The organism is Microbacterium sp. CFBP9023 (genome assembly GCF_034045055.1).
Taxonomy (GTDB): domain Bacteria; phylum Actinomycetota; class Actinomycetes; order Actinomycetales; family Microbacteriaceae; genus Microbacterium.
The window spans coordinates 88627-106846 of record NZ_JAXCWI010000002.1 but is presented as its reverse complement, the minus strand read 5'-3'; the positions used below and the strand labels follow the sequence as shown (position 1 = coordinate 106846).

General features: G+C 67.8%; 17 protein-coding genes. 10 read left to right on the top strand and 7 right to left on the bottom strand.

Annotated features, from left to right (window positions below):
- Window position 1: 1 nt before the first annotated feature.
- Genes sdhA through sdhC form a run of 3 tightly spaced genes read right to left on the bottom strand, consistent with a single transcriptional unit; the run spans window position 2 to window position 2725 of the window.
- Complete coding sequence (gene sdhA / locus SOM10_RS10775) at window positions 2-1828, bottom strand: succinate dehydrogenase flavoprotein subunit (protein ID WP_053097027.1); 1827 nt, start codon at window positions 1826-1828, stop codon at window positions 2-4.
- Window positions 1829-1847: 19 nt separating this feature from the next.
- Entirely contained in the window at window positions 1848-2291 is a 444-nt protein-coding gene (locus SOM10_RS10770) for a succinate dehydrogenase hydrophobic membrane anchor subunit (RefSeq protein ID WP_053097025.1), read from the bottom strand.
- Window positions 2291-2725, bottom strand: a complete 435-nt coding sequence (gene sdhC, locus SOM10_RS10765; RefSeq protein WP_072591539.1) for a succinate dehydrogenase, cytochrome b556 subunit — start codon at window positions 2723-2725, stop codon at window positions 2291-2293. Before sdhC ends, SOM10_RS10770 begins: the two co-directional genes overlap by 1 nt.
- Before the next feature lie 179 nt (window positions 2726-2904).
- Between sdhC and SOM10_RS10760 the strand changes: the two genes are divergently transcribed.
- The 10 genes from SOM10_RS10760 (at window position 2905) to SOM10_RS10715 (ending at window position 14412) form a co-directional block, all read left to right on the top strand.
- The gene (locus tag SOM10_RS10760) at window positions 2905-4020 is read left to right on the top strand and encodes a mannose-1-phosphate guanylyltransferase (RefSeq protein WP_053097023.1); all 1116 of its coding nucleotides are present in this window, start codon (window positions 2905-2907) and stop codon (window positions 4018-4020) included.
- A 147-nt stretch (window positions 4021-4167) separates the two neighbouring features.
- Window positions 4168-5280, top strand: a complete 1113-nt coding sequence (locus SOM10_RS10755; RefSeq protein WP_053097021.1) for a BMP family lipoprotein — start codon at window positions 4168-4170, stop codon at window positions 5278-5280.
- Window positions 5281-5441: 161 nt separating this feature from the next.
- Window positions 5442-6956, top strand: a complete 1515-nt coding sequence (locus SOM10_RS10750; RefSeq protein WP_053097019.1) for an ABC transporter ATP-binding protein — start codon at window positions 5442-5444, stop codon at window positions 6954-6956.
- Window positions 6953-8272 carry an ABC transporter permease gene (locus SOM10_RS10745; RefSeq protein WP_053097017.1) on the top strand — a complete coding sequence of 440 codons (1320 nt, stop codon included), beginning with the start codon at window positions 6953-6955 and terminating at the stop codon, window positions 8270-8272. Before SOM10_RS10750 ends, SOM10_RS10745 begins: the two co-directional genes overlap by 4 nt.
- The gene (locus SOM10_RS10740; protein WP_053097015.1) at window positions 8269-9555 is read left to right on the top strand and encodes an ABC transporter permease; all 1287 of its coding nucleotides are present in this window, start codon (window positions 8269-8271) and stop codon (window positions 9553-9555) included. Before SOM10_RS10745 ends, SOM10_RS10740 begins: the two co-directional genes overlap by 4 nt.
- A 7-nt stretch (window positions 9556-9562) precedes the next feature.
- Window positions 9563-9961: a cytidine deaminase gene (locus SOM10_RS10735; protein WP_042536471.1), complete on the top strand. Its 399-nt coding sequence runs from the start codon at window positions 9563-9565 to the stop codon at window positions 9959-9961.
- The gene (locus SOM10_RS10730) at window positions 9958-11250 is read left to right on the top strand and encodes a thymidine phosphorylase (protein WP_320489927.1); all 1293 of its coding nucleotides are present in this window, start codon (window positions 9958-9960) and stop codon (window positions 11248-11250) included. The genes SOM10_RS10735 and SOM10_RS10730 overlap by 4 nt, the downstream gene beginning before the upstream one ends.
- Window positions 11251-11302: 52 nt before the next feature.
- A complete protein-coding gene (locus tag SOM10_RS10725) occupies window positions 11303-12418 on the top strand; it encodes an adenosine deaminase (RefSeq protein WP_320489925.1) in 1116 nt (371 codons plus the stop codon).
- A 3-nt stretch (window positions 12419-12421) separates the two neighbouring features.
- Window positions 12422-13525: a polysaccharide deacetylase family protein gene (locus tag SOM10_RS10720; protein ID WP_320489923.1), complete on the top strand. Its 1104-nt coding sequence runs from the start codon at window positions 12422-12424 to the stop codon at window positions 13523-13525.
- A gap of 29 nt (window positions 13526-13554) precedes the next feature.
- Window positions 13555-14412 (top strand): carbohydrate kinase family protein, encoded by an 858-nt coding sequence (locus SOM10_RS10715; RefSeq protein ID WP_320489921.1) that lies wholly within the window; start codon window positions 13555-13557, stop codon window positions 14410-14412.
- Window positions 14413-14431: 19 nt separating this feature from the next.
- On the opposite strand, the gene SOM10_RS10710 is transcribed toward SOM10_RS10715, so the two are convergent.
- The 4 genes from SOM10_RS10710 to SOM10_RS10695 all read right to left on the bottom strand — a co-directional run bounded on the left by SOM10_RS10710 (window position 14432) and on the right by SOM10_RS10695 (window position 18185).
- On the bottom strand, window positions 14432-15181 hold the full coding sequence (locus tag SOM10_RS10710; RefSeq protein WP_082297854.1) for an alpha/beta hydrolase: 750 nt from the start codon (window positions 15179-15181) through the stop codon (window positions 14432-14434).
- Between the two features lie 10 nt (window positions 15182-15191).
- Complete coding sequence (locus SOM10_RS10705; RefSeq protein ID WP_295103355.1) at window positions 15192-16511, bottom strand: flavin-containing monooxygenase; 1320 nt, start codon at window positions 16509-16511, stop codon at window positions 15192-15194.
- Between the two features lie 85 nt (window positions 16512-16596).
- Complete coding sequence (locus SOM10_RS10700; RefSeq protein WP_320489918.1) at window positions 16597-17754, bottom strand: mannitol-1-phosphate 5-dehydrogenase; 1158 nt, start codon at window positions 17752-17754, stop codon at window positions 16597-16599.
- Window positions 17754-18185 carry a PTS sugar transporter subunit IIA gene (locus SOM10_RS10695; RefSeq protein WP_056280066.1) on the bottom strand — a complete coding sequence of 144 codons (432 nt, stop codon included), beginning with the start codon at window positions 18183-18185 and terminating at the stop codon, window positions 17754-17756. The genes SOM10_RS10700 and SOM10_RS10695 overlap by 1 nt, the downstream gene beginning before the upstream one ends.
- Window positions 18186-18220: the final 35 nt, after the last annotated feature.

The following is an 18220-nucleotide window of genomic DNA, read 5'->3' as shown; positions in this document are numbered from 1 at the left end:
CTCAGTACTTCCTCTCCATCGGCGGGTAGTTCAACTCGCCCTGCTCGTTCTTCGTGAAGACGACCGGCTTCCAGTCGAGCTTGATGTGATCGCTCGGAGTGGAGGAGTGCGGGTCACCCGTCAGGTAGGCCATCGTGTGCTGCATGTACTTCTCGTCGTCACGCGTGGGGAAGTCGTCGCGCATGTGGCCGCCACGGCTCTCCTCACGGTTCTGGGCCGCGTAGACGACGACCTCCGCGATGTCGAGGAGGAAGCCGAGCTCGACAGCCTCGAGCAGGTCGGTGTTGAACCGCTTGCCCTTGTCGTCGACGTGCACGTTCTTGTAGCGATCGCGCAGCTCGGCGATCACGCCGAGGACGTGCTCGAGCGAGTCGTGCGTGCGGAACACCTGCGCGCCCTTGTCCATCTCGTCCTGGAGCGCCTTGCGCAGGACGGCGATGCGCTCGGTGCCCTGGTTGTTGCGCAGGCCCTCGAGCATGTCGGAGACGAATGCCGCGGGGTTCTCGGGCAGCGGCACGAACTCGGCGGTCTTGACGTACTCCACCGCGTTGCGTCCTGCGCGCTTGCCGAACACGTTGATGTCGAGCAGCGAGTTGGTTCCGAGCCGGTTGGCGCCGTGCACCGAGACGCACGCGCATTCGCCGGCCGCGTAAAGGCCGGGCACGACGGTGGTGTTGTCGGCGAGCACCTCGGCGGCGTTGTTGGTGGGGATGCCGCCCATCGCGTAGTGCGCGGTCGGCATGACCGGAACCGGCTCCACGACCGGGTCGACGCCGAGGTACGTGCGTGCGAACTCGGTGATGTCGGGCAGCTTGGTCTCGAGGACCTCTGCGCCGAGGTGGGTGCAGTCGAGCAGCACGTAGTCCTTGTGCGGGCCGGCACCGCGGCCCTCCGCGACCTCCTGGACCATGCAGCGCGCGACGATGTCACGAGGCGCGAGGTCCTTGATGGTCGGAGCGTAGCGCTCCATGAAGCGCTCGCCCGATGCGTTGCGCAGGATCGCGCCCTCGCCTCGCGCTCCCTCGGTGAGGAGGATGCCGAGGCCGGCGAGACCTGTCGGGTGGAACTGGAAGAACTCGAGGTCCTCGAGGGGGAGGCCCTTGCGCCAGACGATGCCGACTCCGTCACCCGTCAGGGTGTGGGCGTTGGAGGTCGTCTTGAAGATCTTGCCGAAGCCGCCGGTCGCGAAGATCACGGCCTTGGCCTGGAACACGTGCAGCTCGCCCGTCGAGAGGTCGTAGGCGACGACGCCTGAGACCTGGGTCTTGCCGTCGGCATCCTTCACCGTGAGCAGATCGAGCACGTAGAACTCGTTGAAGAAGTTGATGCCGAGCTTGACGCAGTTCTGGAAGAGCGTCTGCAGGATCATGTGGCCGGTGCGGTCAGCGGCGTAGCACGCCCGGCGCACCGGGGTCTTGCCGTGCTCGGCGGTGTGGCCGCCGAATCGACGCTGATCGATCTTGCCCTCGGGCGTGCGGTTGAAGGGGAGACCCATGTTCTCGAGGTCGATGACCGCGTCGATCGCCTCCTTGGCGAGGATCTCCGCCGCATCCTGGTCGACGAGGTAGTCGCCGCCCTTGACCGTGTCGAAGGTGTGCCACTCCCAGCTGTCCTCCTCGACGTTGGCCAGCGCCGCCGCCATGCCGCCCTGCGCCGCACCCGTGTGCGAGCGAGTGGGGTAGAGCTTGGAGATGACCGCGGTCTTCGCGCCGGAGCCGGCCTCGATGGCCGCTCGCATGCCGGCGCCGCCGGCGCCCACGATGACGATGTCGAACTGGTGGTAGTGCACGCCGTCGCGCACGACGGAATCCTGGGTCTCGGTAGTCACTTCTCGTATGCCTTCTCTTCTACTTGCCCAGCGTCTGGCACTGTTCCCACAGTGTGCTCGACTCGGTCACGCCGAGGCACGGGTCGAAGGTGAAGACGACCAGGGTGCCGAGGATGATGAGCAGCGCCGCGGCCAGGCCGAGGGCCCAGGTCAGCGCCTTGCGAGCGGTGTTGTTCGTCACGTAGTCGTTGACGATCGTGCGCATGCCGTTGGCGCCGTGGATCAGTGCCAGCCACAGCATCAGGACGTCCCACCACTGCCAGAACGGCGTGGCGAACTTGCCCGCGATGAACGCGAAGTCGAGGGCATGGATGCCCTCGCCGACCATCAAGTTGATGAAGAGGTGGCCGAAGATCAGCACGACGAGCACGACGCCCGAGGCGCGCATGAACACCCAGCCCCACTTCTCGAGGTTGAAGCCGCGCTGACGGCGGATGGGCGCGGCGACGGTCTGAGCGGCCATCAGTGTCCTCCTCCGAAGCCGGCGAACGCGAGCATCAGGTGACGCGGCACGAAGCCGGCCATGATGATGCCCCAGACGAGGAGCACGCCCCAGAACAGCTGACGCTGGTACTTCGCGCCCTTCGACCAGAAGTCGACGGCGATGATGCGGAGGCCGTTCATCGCGTGGAACACGATGCCTGCGACCAGCACGACCTCGCCGAGGGCCATGATCGGGTTCTTGTAGGTTCCGATGACCGCGTTGTAGGCCTCGGGCGACACCCTGATGAGTGCAGTGTCGAGCACATGCACCAACAGGAAGAAGAAGATGGCGACTCCGGTGATGCGGTGAAGCACCCACGACCACATGCCCTCGCGACCCCGGTAGAGGGTGCCGCGCGGCGTCTTGGAAGTGGTTTCCGAAATCGACGGTGTCAAGCGAGCGCTTGTGGACACGGTCGTCCTCCCTGGATCGATGTGACTCGGTCGCGTGCGATGCGTCTTCCAAGCGTGAGCCTGCTGTCGTCAGGCACGGCCGATCGGACACCATCCTATTCCCGTGTGACGGGTGCGGGCGACGAAGGCGAGCCTAAGTGTCTCGATGTCGAGAGGTTTCGTCGGGATACCCTGACTCTGTGAGCGAACCTATCGAGGACTTCTACGCCGTCATTCCCGCCGGCGGCATCGGCAGCAGGCTGTGGCCTCTGTCCCGCGCGGACGCGCCGAAATTCCTGCACGACCTGACCGGCTCGGGGCACTCGCTGCTCCGGGACACCTGGGACCGGCTCGAGCCACTGGCCGGCGCCGATCGCATCGCCGTCGTCACCGGCCGGGCTCACCGGGCGGCGGTAGAGGCCGAACTGCCCGGAATACCGGATCTAAACGTCTTCCTCGAGTCCGAGCCGCGGGAGTCCGCCGCTGCGATCGGCCTCGCCGCGGCGATCCTGCACCGCCGTGATCCCGACGTCATCATCGGATCCTTCAGCGCCGACCATGTGATCCGCGGCACGCGGGTGTTCGAGTTCGCCGTGCGCGACGCCGTGGAGGTCGCGCGCGAGGGGTACATCTGCACGATCGGCATCTCGCCGACCGAGCCGGCCGTCGGCTTCGGCTACATCAAGAAGGGGCCGGAGCTGGTCGTCGACGGCGCGCGCGAGGCAGCCCTCGTCGAGAGCTTCGTAGAGAAGCCCGACCTCGCCACGGCTCAGGCGTACATCGCGGATCGCGGCTACCTCTGGAACGCGGGCATGTTCATCGCGAAGGCGAGCGTCCTCCTCGACGAACTCGCGGCCAACGAGCCGGAACTCCACGCCGGCCTGATCGAACTCGCCGAAGCCTGGGATGATCGCGATCGTCGGGGGTCTGCGGTCGATCGCATCTGGCCGGGACTGAAGAAGATCGCGATCGACTATGCGGTGGCCGAGCCGGCGGCACGTCGCGGACGCCTCGCGGTCGTGCCAGGACACTTCGACTGGGACGACGTCGGGGACTTCGCCTCCCTCACCAAGCTCATCACGAACGGGCGCAAGAACGATCTGGCCGTGCTCGGCCCGAACGCCAGGGTGCTCTCCGACGCGGCCAGCGGCATCCTGGTCAGTCAGACATCGAGGGTGATCAGCCTCGTGGGCGTGCAGGACATCGTCGTGGTCGACACACCGGACGCTCTGCTCGTGACGACGGTGCAGCACGCGCAGCGCGTGAAGGGCGTGGTGGAGTCCCTGAAGCTGACCGGACGGGGCGACGTGCTCTGATGAGCAGGGGTCGCCGCTCATCGGCTGTCTTGGTTTCAGGTTTGTAACCATTCGTCAGCGCCTCGCCCTCGCACGTGCACAAAAGTCGAAACACTAGGTAACTTTGAGCGATCCGCGAGGGCCGCGGCACCGTTCAGGAGGCATGAGTTGACCATCTCCACCACCAAGAAGCTGCTCGGCGCAACCATCGCCGCTGGCGTCGTCTTCGCACTCGCCGGCTGCGGCCAGGCTCCGACCGAATCGGGCGGCACCGGCGGCGGCGAGGCTGAGTCCGACTTCCTTCCCTGCCTCGTCTCGGACGCGGGCGGCTGGAACGACAAGTCGTTCAACCAGTCCGCCAAGGAGGGCATGGACCGTGCCGCTGACGAGCTCGGCGTCAAGCCGCTCGAGTTCGAGTCGGCCAACGACAACGACTACGCGCCCAACCTCGAGACCGCCGTCTCGGAAGGCTGCTCGCTCATCGTCGCCGTCGGCTTCAAGCTGTCGGCCGCGACCGTCGAGTCGGCGCTCGCGAACCCCGAGATCAACTACGCGATCATCGACGACTACGCGGACAACGACTTCGACGGCACCACCGATGCCCCGAACATCAAGCCCCTCGTCTTCGACACCGCTCAGGCCGCCTACCTCGGCGGATACGCCGCTGCCGGCTGGTCGGCTGAGTCCGGCGTGAACAAGGTCGGCACCTTCGGCGGAATGCAGATCCCGTCGGTCGCCGTGTTCATGGACGGCTTCCAGCTCGGTGTCGAGAAGTACAACGAGGACAAGTCGGGCGCCGTCGAGGTCTTCGGCTGGGACACCGCCACGCAGAAGGGCTCGTTCACCGGTGGCTTCGACGCCAACGACACGGCCAAGCAGACCGCTCAGGGCGTGCTCGACCAGGGCGTCGACGTCATCCTTCCCGTCGGCGGACCGATCTACCAGAGCGCTGCGGCGGCTATCGCGGACAGCGGCAAGGACACGCTCCTCGTCGGTGTCGACAGCGACCTCGCCGTCGCCGATGAGAGCGTGGCGGACGTCACCCTCTTCTCGATCATGAAGGCCATCGACGTCGCGGTCGAGGATGCGACGATCGCCGCGTCCGAGGGCGACTTCGACCCGGCTCCCTACGTCGGCACGCTCGAGAACGAGGGTGTGAAGCTCTCGGGCTTCGGTTCCTTCGAGGGTGACCTGCCCGACGGACTGCTCGACGAGATCTCGGCTCTGCAGGAGCAGATCATCGCCGGCGACATCACGGTGGAGTCCCCGAACTCCCCGTAATTCATCGAGTTCCAGCGCGGGGCGAGTGGTGCACGTGGCCACTCGCCCCGCGCCGTGGACGGACCATGACGACTGTTCACGGTGCATCCGGGTGATCCCCGTGCGATGCGCCGGAGATTCTTCGGACTCCTCTGGATGACACTTCTGGATAAGGTGCAGATATGAAGCTCGAACTTCGCGGTATCACCAAGCGGTTCGGAACCCTGGTGGCCAACGACCACATCGACCTGGTGGTCGAACCGGGTCAGATCCATGCGCTGCTCGGTGAGAACGGCGCAGGCAAGTCCACCCTGATGAACGTGCTCTACGGCCTCTATCAGGCCGACGAGGGCGAGATCCTCCTGGACGACGTCGTCCAGCGGTTCCGAGGCCCCGGCGACGCCATGAACGCCGGCATCGGAATGGTGCACCAGCACTTCATGCTCGTCCCCGTCTTCACGGTCGCCGAGAACGTGATGCTCGGCCACGAGCAGACCAAGGGACTCGGCACCCTCGACATCACGAAGGCGCGTGAGCACGTCCGCGCCGTCGCCGCCCGCTTCGGCTTCGACATCGACCCCGACGCGATCGTGGGCGATCTGCCCGTCGGCGTGCAGCAGCGGGTCGAGATCATCAAGGCGCTCTCGCGCGACGCGAAGGTCCTGGTCTTCGACGAGCCCACCGCCGTGCTCACGCCGCAGGAGACCGACGAGCTGATGGGCATCATGCGTCAGCTCCGCGACGAGGGCACGGCCATCGTCTTCATCACCCACAAGCTCCGCGAGGTGCGCGAGGTCGCCGACACCATCACGATCGTCCGCCTCGGCAAGATCGTCGGCGAGGCGTCGCCGTCCGCGACCAACGCGGAGCTCGCCTCCCTCATGGTCGGACGCGCCGTCGAGCTGACGGTGCACAAGGATCCGCCGCGGCTCGGCGAAGGCGGCCTCGAGGTCTCGGGGCTCCGGGTGCTCACCGCCGCGGGAGCGATCGTCGTCGACGGCGTCGACTTCTCCGTGCGACCCGGCGAGGTGCTCGCCGTCGCCGGCGTGCAGGGCAACGGTCAGACCGAGCTGGTCGAGGCCATCGTCGGCCTCGCGGCGAGGGTCGAGGGATCGATCACCCTCGGCGGCGCGGAACTGGTCGGCAAGAGCGTGCGGGGCATCCTCGACGCCGGTGTCGGCTTCGTTCCGGAGGACCGCACGGAGGACGGGCTCGTGGCCGGGTTCTCGGTGGCGGAGAACCTGATCCTCGACCGCACGGGCGACGCCGACTTCAGCCGTGGTGGGACCATCCGCCGTGCCGCGCTCGACGACTTCGCCCGCGCGCGGATCAGCGAGTACGACATCCGGACCCAGGGACCGCACACGCCGGCCGGCACGCTCTCGGGCGGAAACCAGCAAAAGGTCGTGATCGCCCGCGAGATGAGTCGCGAGCTGAAGCTGCTCGTGGCTGCGCAGCCGACCCGCGGAGTCGATGTCGGCTCCATCGAGTTCATCCACAAGCGGATCATCGAGACCAGGGATGCGGGAATCCCCGTGGTCGTCGTCTCGACCGAGCTCGATGAGGTCGCGGCTCTCGCCGACCGCATCGCGGTCATGTACAGAGGCACCATCGTCGGGATCGTTCCCGGCGACACCCCGCGCGAGACGCTGGGACTGATGATGGCGGGCGCCGCCGAGGGAGAGGTGGCCGCATGAGCGGTATCACGCCACAGGGGAGTGGACCGGCGGGCGACGTGTCCGGCGACCAGCTCTCGCTGAACACGACCACGACGCAGCGCGACACGGGTGACGTCCCGCCGCCGCCGCGCGGCAACGTGATCCTCAAGGAGATGCTCCGCGGCAGCGCCGTCACGACGATCCTCGCGATCTTCCTCGCGCTGGTGGTCGGCGGCATCCTCATCGCCTTCACCAACGAAGACGTGATCGAGGCCTCCGGGTACTTCTTCTCGCGTCCGACCGACACGATCGCCGCCGCATGGAACGCCGTCTACAACGGCTATGAGGCGCTGTTCCGCGGAGCGATCTTCAACGCACGAGGTGCGGACTTCGCCGCTCAGATCCGTCCGCTGACCAATACTCTCGGATTCGCCGCGCCGCTGATCGCCGCCGGTCTCGGTGTCGCCCTCGCGTTCCGCGTCGGTCTGTTCAACATCGGTGCCCGCGGCCAGATGCTGATCGGCGTCGCCGCGGCAGGACTCCTCACGTTCCAGCTCGACCTGCCGTTCTGGCTGCACATCCCCGTGACGCTGATCGCCGGCATCGCCGGTGGTGCGCTGTGGGGGGCGATCGCCGGTCTGCTGAAGGCACGCACGGGCGCCCACGAGGTCATCCTCACGATCATGCTCAACTATGTGGCGTACTACCTGCTGCTGTGGATGATCCGCACCCCCGGACTGCTCCAGAAGCCCGGAACGAACCAGGCGCTCGGCTATGCCACTCCTGAGAGCGCGCAGTTCCCCTCGCTCCTCGGCCCGCAGTTCCCTCTGCTCGACCTCGGATTCGTGATCGTCATCATCGCGACCCTGTTCGTCTGGTGGCTGATCGAGCGCTCCTCCCTCGGCATGCGGATGCGCGCCGTGGGCGAGAACCCGCACGCCGCGCGTGCGGCCGGCATCAGCGTCCAGCGCGTCTACGTCTACGCCATGCTCCTCGCCGGTGGTCTCGCCGGTCTCGCGGGCATGAACCAGGTGCAGGGCGCCGTCACGACCGGCATCACCGAGACGATCGACGCCGGCATCGGCTTCGACGCCATCACGGTCGCACTGCTCGGCCGCAGTCGCGCCTGGGGCACGTTCGCGGCCGGCATCCTGTTCGGCGCACTGAAGGCAGGCTCGTTCTCGATGCAGGCTCAGGACATCCCGGTCGACATCGTGCTCGTCGTGCAGTCGCTCGTCGTGCTGTTCATCGCCGCGCCGCCGCTGCTGCGCACGGTGTTCTTCCTTCCCAAGACCGACGCGGAGAAGGCGGCCAAGGCGAGAGCCAAAGCCGCGAAGAAGGCGGTGACCGCATGACCTCCCTCGTCCAGAGCGAAGCCGCCGACGGAACCGTGCAGCTCGCCACCGTGCGCGAGCGGCACCTGAAGGCGCCGATCGTCCTCGCCGCAGCCACGGTGCTGCTGGCGCTCCTCTTCCTGCTCGTGCCTCGCAGCGGCACCAGCAGCTTCCGGCTAAACGACCCGTCCTCGCCGTTCGCACTGCCCGATATCGCTCTGCCGACCGGGCCGACCAGCTGGGTCGTGATCGTGATCCTCGCGCTGCTGTCGGTGCTCGCGTTCCTTCGGGCATGGTCGTATCGCAAGCCGTCGATCTGGCTGGTGATCGCGTTCAGCGTGCTCGCCGTCTTCGGGTTCCTCGTCTGGGCGGGCGCGGGCGGACTCGTGCCCGTCAGCAGCCTGCTCTTCGGAGCCGTCTCGCTCTCCGTCCCGCTCGTGTTCGGTGCGCTCGGCGGCGTCATCGGCGAGCGCGCGGGTGTGGTCAACGTCGCGATCGAGGGTCAGCTCCTGCTCGGAGCGTTCGCGGCCGCTCTGCTCTCGAGCGTCACCGGCAGCCCGTTCATCGGACTCCTCGGAGCGATGCTGGGCGGCGTGCTCGTCGCCGCAGTGCTGGCAGCATTCGCGATCAAGTACCTCGTCGAGCAGGTCATCGTCGGTGTCGTGCTCAACGTGCTCGTCAGCGGCCTCACCGGATTCCTCTACGGCGCACTGCTCGCGCCGAACGAGGCCGCCCTCAACACGCCGGTGCGCTTCAGCCGCATCGAGATCCCGCTGCTGAGCGACATCCCCATCATCGGCCCGGTGCTCTTCAACCAGACCTTCATCGTGTACCTGATGTTCATCACCGTGGCGATCGTCGCCTGGGGGCTCTACCGCACCAAGTGGGGACTCCGCGTCCGTGCGGTCGGCGAGCACCCGCAGGCCGCGGACACGGTCGGCATCAAGGTCAATGCGACCCGGTTCTGGAATGTGCTGCTCGCGGGCGCGATCGCCGGAATCGGTGGAGCGTACTTCACGCTGGTCTCGGTGCCGCAGTTCGGCAAGGACATGACCGCCGGCCTCGGCTTCATCGCCCTCGCCGCGGTGATCTTCGGCCGGTGGGATCCGATCCGCGCGACGCTCGCGGCGCTGCTGTTCGGCTTCGCCACGAACCTGCAGAACCTGCTGTCGATCCTCAAGACCCCCATCCCCGGCGAGTTCATGCTGATGCTCCCGTATGTCGTGACGCTGCTCGCGGTCGCCGGTTTCGCCGGTCAGATCCGCGGTCCGGCAGCCAGCGGCAAGCCGTACATCAAGTCCTAGGAGAGACATGACAGACATCGACTGGGACGAGCTCCGTCAGGTCGCGACCGACGCGATGACCAAGGCCTATGCGCCGTACTCCCGCTACCGGGTCGGAGCCGCCGCGCTCGTCGGAGACGGCCGCATCGTGGCCGGCTGCAACGTCGAGAACGCCTCGTACGGGGTGACGCTGTGCGCCGAGTGCGCGCTGGTGGGCGACCTGCACATGTCGGGCGGCGGCCAGCTCGTCGCCTTCGTGTGCGTCAACAACGACGGGCAGACCATCATGCCGTGCGGCCGTTGCCGTCAGCTGCTCTACGAACACGCGATGCCCGGAATGCTGCTGGAGACCGTCTCCGGCATCCGGACCATCGACGAAGTACTGCCGGACGCCTTCGGCCCCCGAGACCTGGAGGACGCCCGATGAGCGTTGAGCCCTTCGACGCCGTCGATGTGATCCGTGCCAAGCGCGACGGCGGTGCGGTGCCCGAGAAGGCGCTGCGCTGGATGGTCGACGCCTACACCCGCGGCTACGTCTCGGACGCACAGATGGCGTCGTTCGCGATGGCGATCTTCCAGCGCGGCATGGAGCGCGACGAGATCCGCGTGCTGACCGACGCGATGATCGCGTCGGGGGAGCGGATGAGCTTCGCGACCCTCGGCAAGAAGACGGTCGACAAGCACTCCACGGGCGGCGTCGGCGACAAGATCACTCTTCCGCTCGCTCCGCTCGTCGCGGTCTTCGGAGTGGCGGTCCCGCAGCTCTCCGGTCGCGGTCTCGGCCACACCGGCGGAACGCTCGACAAGCTCGAGTCGATCCCCGGCTGGCGCGCCGCGCTCAGCAACGAGGAGATGTTCGTCCAGATGCAGGGCGATGTGGGCGCCGTGATCTGCGCGGCAGGCTCAGGCCTCGCGCCCGCCGACAAGAAGCTCTACGCGCTGCGCGACGTCACCGGCACCGTCGAGGCGATCCCGCTGATCGCCTCGAGCATCATGTCGAAGAAGATCGCCGAGGGCACCGACGCTCTCGTGCTCGACGTGAAGTTCGGCTCCGGTGCGTTCATGCAGGACATCGACCGGGCACGCGAGCTCGCGCGCACCATGGTCGCACTCGGCACGGACTCCGGCGTCGCCACCACCGCCCTCCTCACGGACATGAACGTGCCGCTCGGTCGCGCGATCGGCAACGCGAACGAGGTTCGCGAGTCCGTCGAGGTGCTCGCCGGAGGAGGACCCGCCGACGTCCGCGACCTGACGATCGCCCTGGCGCGCGAGATGCTCTCGCTCGCAGGACAGCCGGATGCCGACGTGGAGGCCGCTCTCGACGACGGACGTGCGATGGACGGGTGGAAGGCCATGATCCGCGCTCAGGACGGCGACCCCGACGCACCGCTGCCCACGGCCCGCGAGACCCATGTGGTCACGGCTCCCCGCGACGGCGTGGTGTCGCAGATGGACGCGCTGCCGTTCGGCATCGCGGCGTGGCGTCTCGGTGCGGGGCGCGCGCGGGCTGAGGACCCGGTGATCTTCGAGGCCGGTATCGACCTGCACGCCAAGCCCGGTGATCGAGTAGCGGCCGGACAGCCCTTGTTCACGCTCTCGGCAGCCGACGAGGCTCGGTTCCCCCGCGCTCTCGAGGCGCTCGAGGGGTCCTGGGCGATCGGCGACGAGGCTCCGGCCGCAGGGCCGATCGTGCGGGAGCGCATCACGGCCTGATCCGCCGACCGCTAGCCTGAACAGAGCGAATCCGCGACCGAGAGGAATCCCCATGTCGATCGACGCGAACGGCGATGTCACCATCCAGGGGGCATCCCTGCGCAGCCTTCCCAAGGTGTCGCTGCACGACCATCTCGACGGCGCGGTGCGACCCTCGACGATCATCGAGCTGGCGGATGCTATCGGGCTCGAGGTTCCCGAATCGAAGCCGGCCGCTCTCGGCAGGTGGATCGCGAAGCAGGGCGACTCGGGGTCGCTGGTGGAGTACCTCAAGACCTTCGATCTGACCACGGCTGTGATGCAGACGCAGGAGGGCCTGACCCGTGTCGCTCGCGAGTTCGTGCAGGATCTCGCGCACGACGGCGTGATCTACGGCGAGGTGCGCTGGGCGCCCGAGCAGCATCTCACGCGTGGGCTCACCCTCGAGCAGACCGTCGAGGCTGTGCAGCAGGGGATCGAGGAGGGTGAGGACGCCGCGGATGGCGAGGGCCACAGCATCCGCGTCGGTCAGCTGATCACCGCCATGCGCCACACAGACCGCTCGCGCGAGATCGCCGAGCTCGCCGTCGGCTTCCGCGGACGCGGGGTCGTCGGCTTCGACATCGCCGGTCCCGAGGACGGATTCCCGGCGTCGAACCATCGCGCCGCCTTCGACTACCTCGCGGAGAACTTCTTCCCCGTGACCGTCCACGCCGGGGAGGCTGCCGGGCCGGACTCGATCCGCTCGGCGCTCATCGACGGGCGAGCGCTGCGACTCGGCCACGGCGTGCGCATCGCCGAGGACCTGCAGGTCATCACGCAGGAGGGCGACGAGGTGCAGGTCCAGTTCGGCGACCTCGCCCGCTGGGTGCGAGACCGAGAGATCCCGCTCGAGCTGTCCCCGTCGTCGAATATGCAGACCGGCGCGATCGCGTCGTGGGGCAACACGCTCGCCGACCATCCCTTCGACCTGCTCTACCAGCTCGGCTTCGCCGTGACGGTCAACGTCGACAACCGCACCATGAGCGCGACCTCGCTCACCCGGGAGCTGTCGCTCCTGGTCGAGGCGTTCGAGTACGATCTCGACGATCTCGAGACCTTCCAGTTCAACGCGGCGGCCGGAGCCTTTCTGCCCGTCGAGGAGCGCGAGGAGCTTGTCGAGATGATCGCCGACGGATTCGACATCTAGATCATGGCTTCCGGGGGGAAGCGACGCCGTATCGGCGTCGCAGTGATCGTCAGCGCCGTCGTCATCGTCGTCGGCGGTGCAATCGCGGCCTTCTCATGGTCGACCCGAGTGCCCGAGGTGCTCGTGCCGCGAGCGGGCGGCGACGCCATCGAGCGTCCGCTGACACCCGCGCAGCAGCTCGTCGCGGATGCCGGCGACCCGCTCGCGTGCGCGGTGAGCTTCATCGGCGACGGTGCGCCGCAGGAACCGATGCTGCAGCGGCAGGATGCACTGTACGTGGCGCTTCCGATACCGGCGCAGGACGGTCGGGTGTTCGCCGGCTGGTACTCGACCGCAGCGGATGCCGCCGGGGGCACGGTCGCCGCGCGGATCAACGGAGCCGACCCCGTCGTGTGCGTCGATCAGCAGATCGAGCTCTTCGCGGCGTGGACGACGCCCGAGGCGAATGCCGCGGCGGACGTGCAGGTCCCGATCCTGATGTACCACCAGTTCACTTCGAACCCCGAGGGCGAGACCGGCTGGCTCCGCGGCAACTACGCGTACATCGGCGACTTCGAGGCGCAGATGAACCACATCGGGACGACGGGCTTCTACCTGCCGACCTGGGATGAGCTCAGCGCGTTCATCGACGGTCGACTGTCGCTGCCTGCTCGTTCGGTGATCATCACCGACGACGACGCCGACCAGAGTTGGTTCGACCTCGCGGTTCCGGTGATCGATGCGCACAGGCTGCTGTCGACCTCGTTCATGATCACCGCCGACCGCCAGGACCCCGCGCCGTCGATGTACGTCCTTCGCAGATCTCACACGCACGACATGCATCAGGCCGGCGACAACGGCAAGGGCCGGATGGTGAACTGGACGGCGGACGAGATCGCCGCCGATCTGAACGCATCCGCCGACGTGCTCGGGGTGCGCGAGGTGATCGCGTATCCGTTCGGTCACTTCGACGACACGTCGAAGCAGGGCGTCGCTCAGGCCGGGTTCGAGATGGCGCGGACCATCGAGCCCGGGTATGTCGAGATCGGCACGGACAAGCTCGCCCTGCCCGTCGTGCGGATCGACTACGGCATGGGGTTGGACTCGCTCATCAAGCGGATCGGCTGAACCGGGGTCTCGGACGGCAGGATGTACTCATGACCGCCACCGTCTTCATAGCCGGACCGGCATCGTGGAACTCGATCGTCGTGCTCGATCGATTGCCTGAGCCGGTGCCGCACATGCAGTTCGCCGAGGAGACCTGGGAGACCGTCGGCGGCACGAGCGCGGGGAAGGCCCTCACGCTCGCCTCGCTCGGGCGCTCCGCTCTGCTGTACGCCCTCACCGCGGCGGATGAACCGGGACACCGCGTGCGCGATGCGCTCGCACATGCCGGTGTGCGTGCGCGGTGGGGAACGGGCGACGCCACCGAGCGCCATCTGAACCTCATGACCCGCGAGGGCAAGCGAGTCTCGCTGTATCTCGCGTCCCCCTCGGCGACGGACGGGAGAGATGACTCAGCTCTGCACACCGCGATGAGCGGCGCTGAGGTGATCGTGCTCGACCTCGCGGCCGAGCCGCTGCGACTCCTCCCCGCGGCCGTCGCGACCGGGCGCCCGATCTGGGTCGACGTGCACGACTACGACGGCGAATCCGAGTTCCACCGGCCCTTCCTCGCTGCAGCGCAGGCCGTGTTCTGCAACGCCGACCGTCTGGCCGATCCGGTGCGCTTCCTCCGGTCATGCGTCGCTGGCGGCGCCTCGCTCGCCGTGTGCACCCTGGGCGCCGACGGGGCGGTCGCGATCGACGCAGACGGCACCGAACACCGTGTCGCAGCCGTGCCGGTCGATGTCGTCGACACCAATGGCGCGGGCGACGCGTTCCTGGCCGGCGTCCTCGATGCCCGGCTCGCGGGGGCCTGCGTTCCGGACGCCCTCGCTGCGGGCTCACGCGCGGCGGCATCCGTGCTGGGCACACGGCACCTGCATCCGCTGCTCGACCCCGTCATCGGCTGAGCGGAGCAGTCGACGCTGCTCAGCGCGCGGCGACGTCCGCCATGAAGGCATCGAGGATCTCAGAGACCTGTGCGTGCATCTCGTCGCTCGAGATCGTCGGCTCGCCGTCACCGGCCTGGGGCCCGTAGTCGCCGAACGACGCGTGCGACGCTCCCTCGATCTCGACCATCTCGGCGTCGGCCGGCAGGAGGTCACGAGCATCGGCGATCTTCTCGGGCGTCGACAGTCCGTCCTCGCTGCCCGAGATGCTGAGAACGGCGAGATCGGTGTCCGACACGTCCGTCGCGCAGTAGGAGCCGAACAGCACGAGTGCCTCGGCATCCGCGGCGAGCTGGCACGCGCGCACGCCGCCCAGCGAGTGTCCGCCGACCGCCCAGTCATCGATGTCGGGGGCCGCAGAGGTGAAGGAGTCGAGACCGCGCAGATCGAAGAACGCGAGGTTCAGCCACGGGCGGGTGATCACCACCGTGACGCCCTCTTCGGCGAGGCTCTGCAGGATCGGTGCGTACGCCCACGGATCGACCTTCGCACCGGGCACGAACACCAGGCCGAGGTCTGATTCGCCGTCGGCCGGGGTGAGCACGATCCCCTGCTCTGTGTCCTCGACATGGATGGCGGAGTTGTCCTCGACGCTGGCGAGCGGATCCTTCTCGGCCGACATGACGCCGATCTGGCTCCAGGCGAGTATGCCGACGATGCCGATCACGAGGACGCCGACGACTCCCCAGAGGATCACTTTCAGGACACGACGACCACGCTTCTTCTGCACTCGCCCCACGTTACGGGGTGCGGATGTGAGCGTGCTCGGGGTGCGGCCGCTCGAGCGCTGATCGCTCACGTCGCACCGCACCGCGATATGCGTCCTTGTTCACGTAGTAGGCCATGCGGTCGAGGCGCAGATATCGGTAGCCGCCGGTCAGATCGGGCCACGGCTCGGAGGTCACCCGATCGCGGAATCGCACCGCCCGAGGCGGATCGTTCTCCGCCGCGTCCAAGTATGCGGCCAGCAGCTCCGCCTGCTCGTACCGCCCCTGCCAGCCGATGCCGGACGCCTCGATCATGCCCATCACGAAGAGACCGTTGAACGATGCGGGGAAGACGTGGAGGAACAGCCGTGGTGCCGCGCCGCTCCAGTGCAGGTGCTGTGGGTCGACGAACGGGTAGTCGAGCCGGTATCCGGTCGCGAGCAGGAGCAGATCGTAGTCGTCGGACGTCCCGTCCCGGAAGCGCACGGTCGTGCCGTCGAGGCGCTCCACATCGGGGCGGATACGCAGGTCCCCCTGCCCGAGGTGATTGAGGATCATCGTGTTGACGATCGGATGAGCCTCGTAGATGCGGTAGTCGGGCTTCGGGAAACCGAAGCGCGCAGGGTCGCCGGTGAACGCCCGGAGCACCCGGCTGTCGACCGCCTGCTTGACGCGCGCGGGCAGGGGACGGCGCTGATTCAGGGTGTCGCTCGGCCTGCCGAACAGATAGCGCGGGACGAAGTAATAGCCGCGGCGGACGCTCATGTCGACCGAGGAGGCGTGGTGCACGGCATCCACCGCGATGTCGCACCCCGAGTTCCCCGCTCCGATCAGCAGCACACGCCGGCCGGTGAGCTGTGCGGCCGACCTGTACTCGCTCGTGTGCATGAGCTCGCCGCTGAATTCTCCGGCGAAGGTCGGCACGTTCGGTTCGGCGAGCGTGCCGTTCGCGAGCACGACGCCGGCGTACCACCGGGTCTCTTCGCCGTCGGGCCCCGAGCTCGTGAGATCCCAGCCGTCGTCCCGCGGCTCGAGCCGCGTGACGGTCGTCTCGAACCGGAAGAGCCCGGTGAGACCGAAGTGCTCGGCATAGTCCTCGAAGTACTGTCGCAGCGTCCGATGGCCGGGGTAGTCGACGGTCGAACGCATGGGGTACTCGGCGAACTCGGTCGTCGTGCGCGACGAGATCAGATGCGCGGACTCGTACATCGTGCTGCGGGGGTTGTCGATGTCCCACAGGCCGCCCACGCCGGTCGAGGCCTCGTATCCGTCGATCCCGATACCGCGCTTCGTCAGCGCCCGAGCAGCGGCGAGGCCCGACGGACCTGCACCGATGACGGCGTATCTGTTCATGCTGCTCCCGCACCTCGCTGTGCTCGCCACTGCGCCCTCCGCCGATCGTATCGGCAGAGGGCGCAGAACACGGCGTGCGACGTCGTCAGGAGGCGTTCAGTGCTGTCTGACGGGAGACGACTGCGTCGCGGACCGCCGGGAACAGCGGATGCTCGGGGTCGAGCCCCGTTGCGGACGAGGTGAACGCCAGCGCATCCTCCGTGCGCAGGAGCTGCTGCAGCTCGACCGCCTGCTCGTCATCGGGATCCTCGAACTCGAGGGCTGCGGTGACCGCGCCGACCAGCGCGATCGTGGAGAGCCCTCTCTCGGCAGCCATCGCCGCCGGTCCGACGAAGCGCTCGTGTCGGGAGATCTTGCGCAACGGCTGACGGCCGACCCGCTGCACGGTGTCGACGAGCGCCGGATTGCGGAACCGCTCGAGGATCGTCGCTCGGTACGCGGCCAGTTCGGCCGGGTCGAGCCCGTGTTCGGCGACCAGCACCGCGGACGTCTCCTCGAGAGCGGCCGAGACGCGTGCGGCGATGTCGGGGTCGGCCAGGGCGTCGGAGATGCGCTCGATGCCCGCCCGTGCGCCGAAGTACGCCGTGGCGGCGTGGCCGGTGTTCACCGTGAAGAGCTTGCGCTCGATGTACGGGGCGAGATCGTCGACGAAATGAGCGCCGGGAATGTTCGGCAGCGCGCCGCCGAAGGCCTGGGATTCGATCGCCCACTCGAAGTACGGCTCGACCGTGACGTCGACGCCGCCGTCTGCGGGCTGACCGGGGACGATGCGGTCGACGGCGGTGTTCGCGAACACCGCACGCGACAGCAGCTCCTCGGCGTCCGCGCCCGCCGCCTTCTCGATCTCCGCCCGGAGGGTGTCCGTCGCCCCGATCGCGTTCTCGCAGGCCATGACCTGCAGGGGAGCGGCTCCGGCAGGGCGCAGGGCGAGGCCCGCGACGATCGTGGGGGCGACGAAGCGCAGCACGGTCGGTCCGACCGCCGTCGTGACCACGTCGGCGGTCGCGACCTCGTCGGCCACGGCATCCGGATCGGTCCTGCTGTTGACCGCCCGGAAGCCGGTCACCACGTGGTCGGTGCCGCCGGGTCCGGCCTCGTGCACCGTGTACGAATCGACGGCGTTGATGGCGTCGACGAGAGCGTCGGCGACATCGGAGAACACGACCTCGTATCCACCCTCGTGCAGGAGCAGCCCCACGAATCCGCGGCCGATGTTGCCCGCGCCGAAGTGCACGGCCTTCATCAGTCGTTCACCGCCGAGAGCAGGGCGTACAGCTCGTCGGGCGTCTGCGCCGCGTTGAGCTTCGCGACGTCGTCCTCATCGGAGAACAGGATCGCGATCTGCGAGAGGATCTCGAGGTGCTCGTCGCCACGGCCGGCGATGCCGACGACGAACGTCGCGGCCTCCCCGTCCCAGTCGACTCCGCCGTCGTAGCGGACGACAGACAGCGCGGATCCGAGGATCGCATCCTTGGCGTCGTTCGTGCCGTGCGGAATCGCCAGACCGTTGCCCATGTAGGTCGAGACCGTCTGCTCGCGCTGACGCATCGCGTCGACATAGGCGGGGGTGACGGCGCCTGCCGCGACGAGGATGTCGGTCGCCTCCTGGAGGGCTTCCTCCTGCGTGCTGCTTCCGGAGTGGATGCGGACCTGGTCGAGGGTGAGAACGCTCATGGTGATTCCTTCTTTCTGAGTATGTGGAGGCGGGG

Excerpts from the sequence above, each read along its gene's own strand:
- SOM10_RS10770 (WP_053097025.1), bottom strand. The coding sequence starts at position 2,291 with ATGGCCGCTCAGACCGTCGCCGCGCCCATCCGCCGTCAGCGCGGCTTC.
- SOM10_RS10750 (WP_053097019.1), top strand. The coding sequence starts at position 5,442 with ATGAAGCTCGAACTTCGCGGTATCACCAAGCGGTTCGGAACCCTGGTG.
- SOM10_RS10745 (WP_053097017.1), top strand. The coding sequence starts at position 6,953 with ATGAGCGGTATCACGCCACAGGGGAGTGGACCGGCGGGCGACGTGTCC.
- SOM10_RS10740 (WP_053097015.1), top strand. The coding sequence starts at position 8,269 with ATGACCTCCCTCGTCCAGAGCGAAGCCGCCGACGGAACCGTGCAGCTC.
- SOM10_RS10735 (WP_042536471.1), top strand. The coding sequence starts at position 9,563 with ATGACAGACATCGACTGGGACGAGCTCCGTCAGGTCGCGACCGACGCG.
- SOM10_RS10730 (WP_320489927.1), top strand. The coding sequence starts at position 9,958 with ATGAGCGTTGAGCCCTTCGACGCCGTCGATGTGATCCGTGCCAAGCGC.
- SOM10_RS10725 (WP_320489925.1), top strand. The coding sequence starts at position 11,303 with ATGTCGATCGACGCGAACGGCGATGTCACCATCCAGGGGGCATCCCTG.
- SOM10_RS10720 (WP_320489923.1), top strand. The coding sequence starts at position 12,422 with ATGGCTTCCGGGGGGAAGCGACGCCGTATCGGCGTCGCAGTGATCGTC.
- SOM10_RS10715 (WP_320489921.1), top strand. The coding sequence starts at position 13,555 with ATGACCGCCACCGTCTTCATAGCCGGACCGGCATCGTGGAACTCGATC.
- SOM10_RS10705 (WP_295103355.1), bottom strand. The coding sequence starts at position 16,511 with ATGAACAGATACGCCGTCATCGGTGCAGGTCCGTCGGGCCTCGCCGCT.
- SOM10_RS10700 (WP_320489918.1), bottom strand. The coding sequence starts at position 17,754 with ATGAAGGCCGTGCACTTCGGCGCGGGCAACATCGGCCGCGGATTCGTG.
- SOM10_RS10695 (WP_056280066.1), bottom strand. The coding sequence starts at position 18,185 with ATGAGCGTTCTCACCCTCGACCAGGTCCGCATCCACTCCGGAAGCAGC.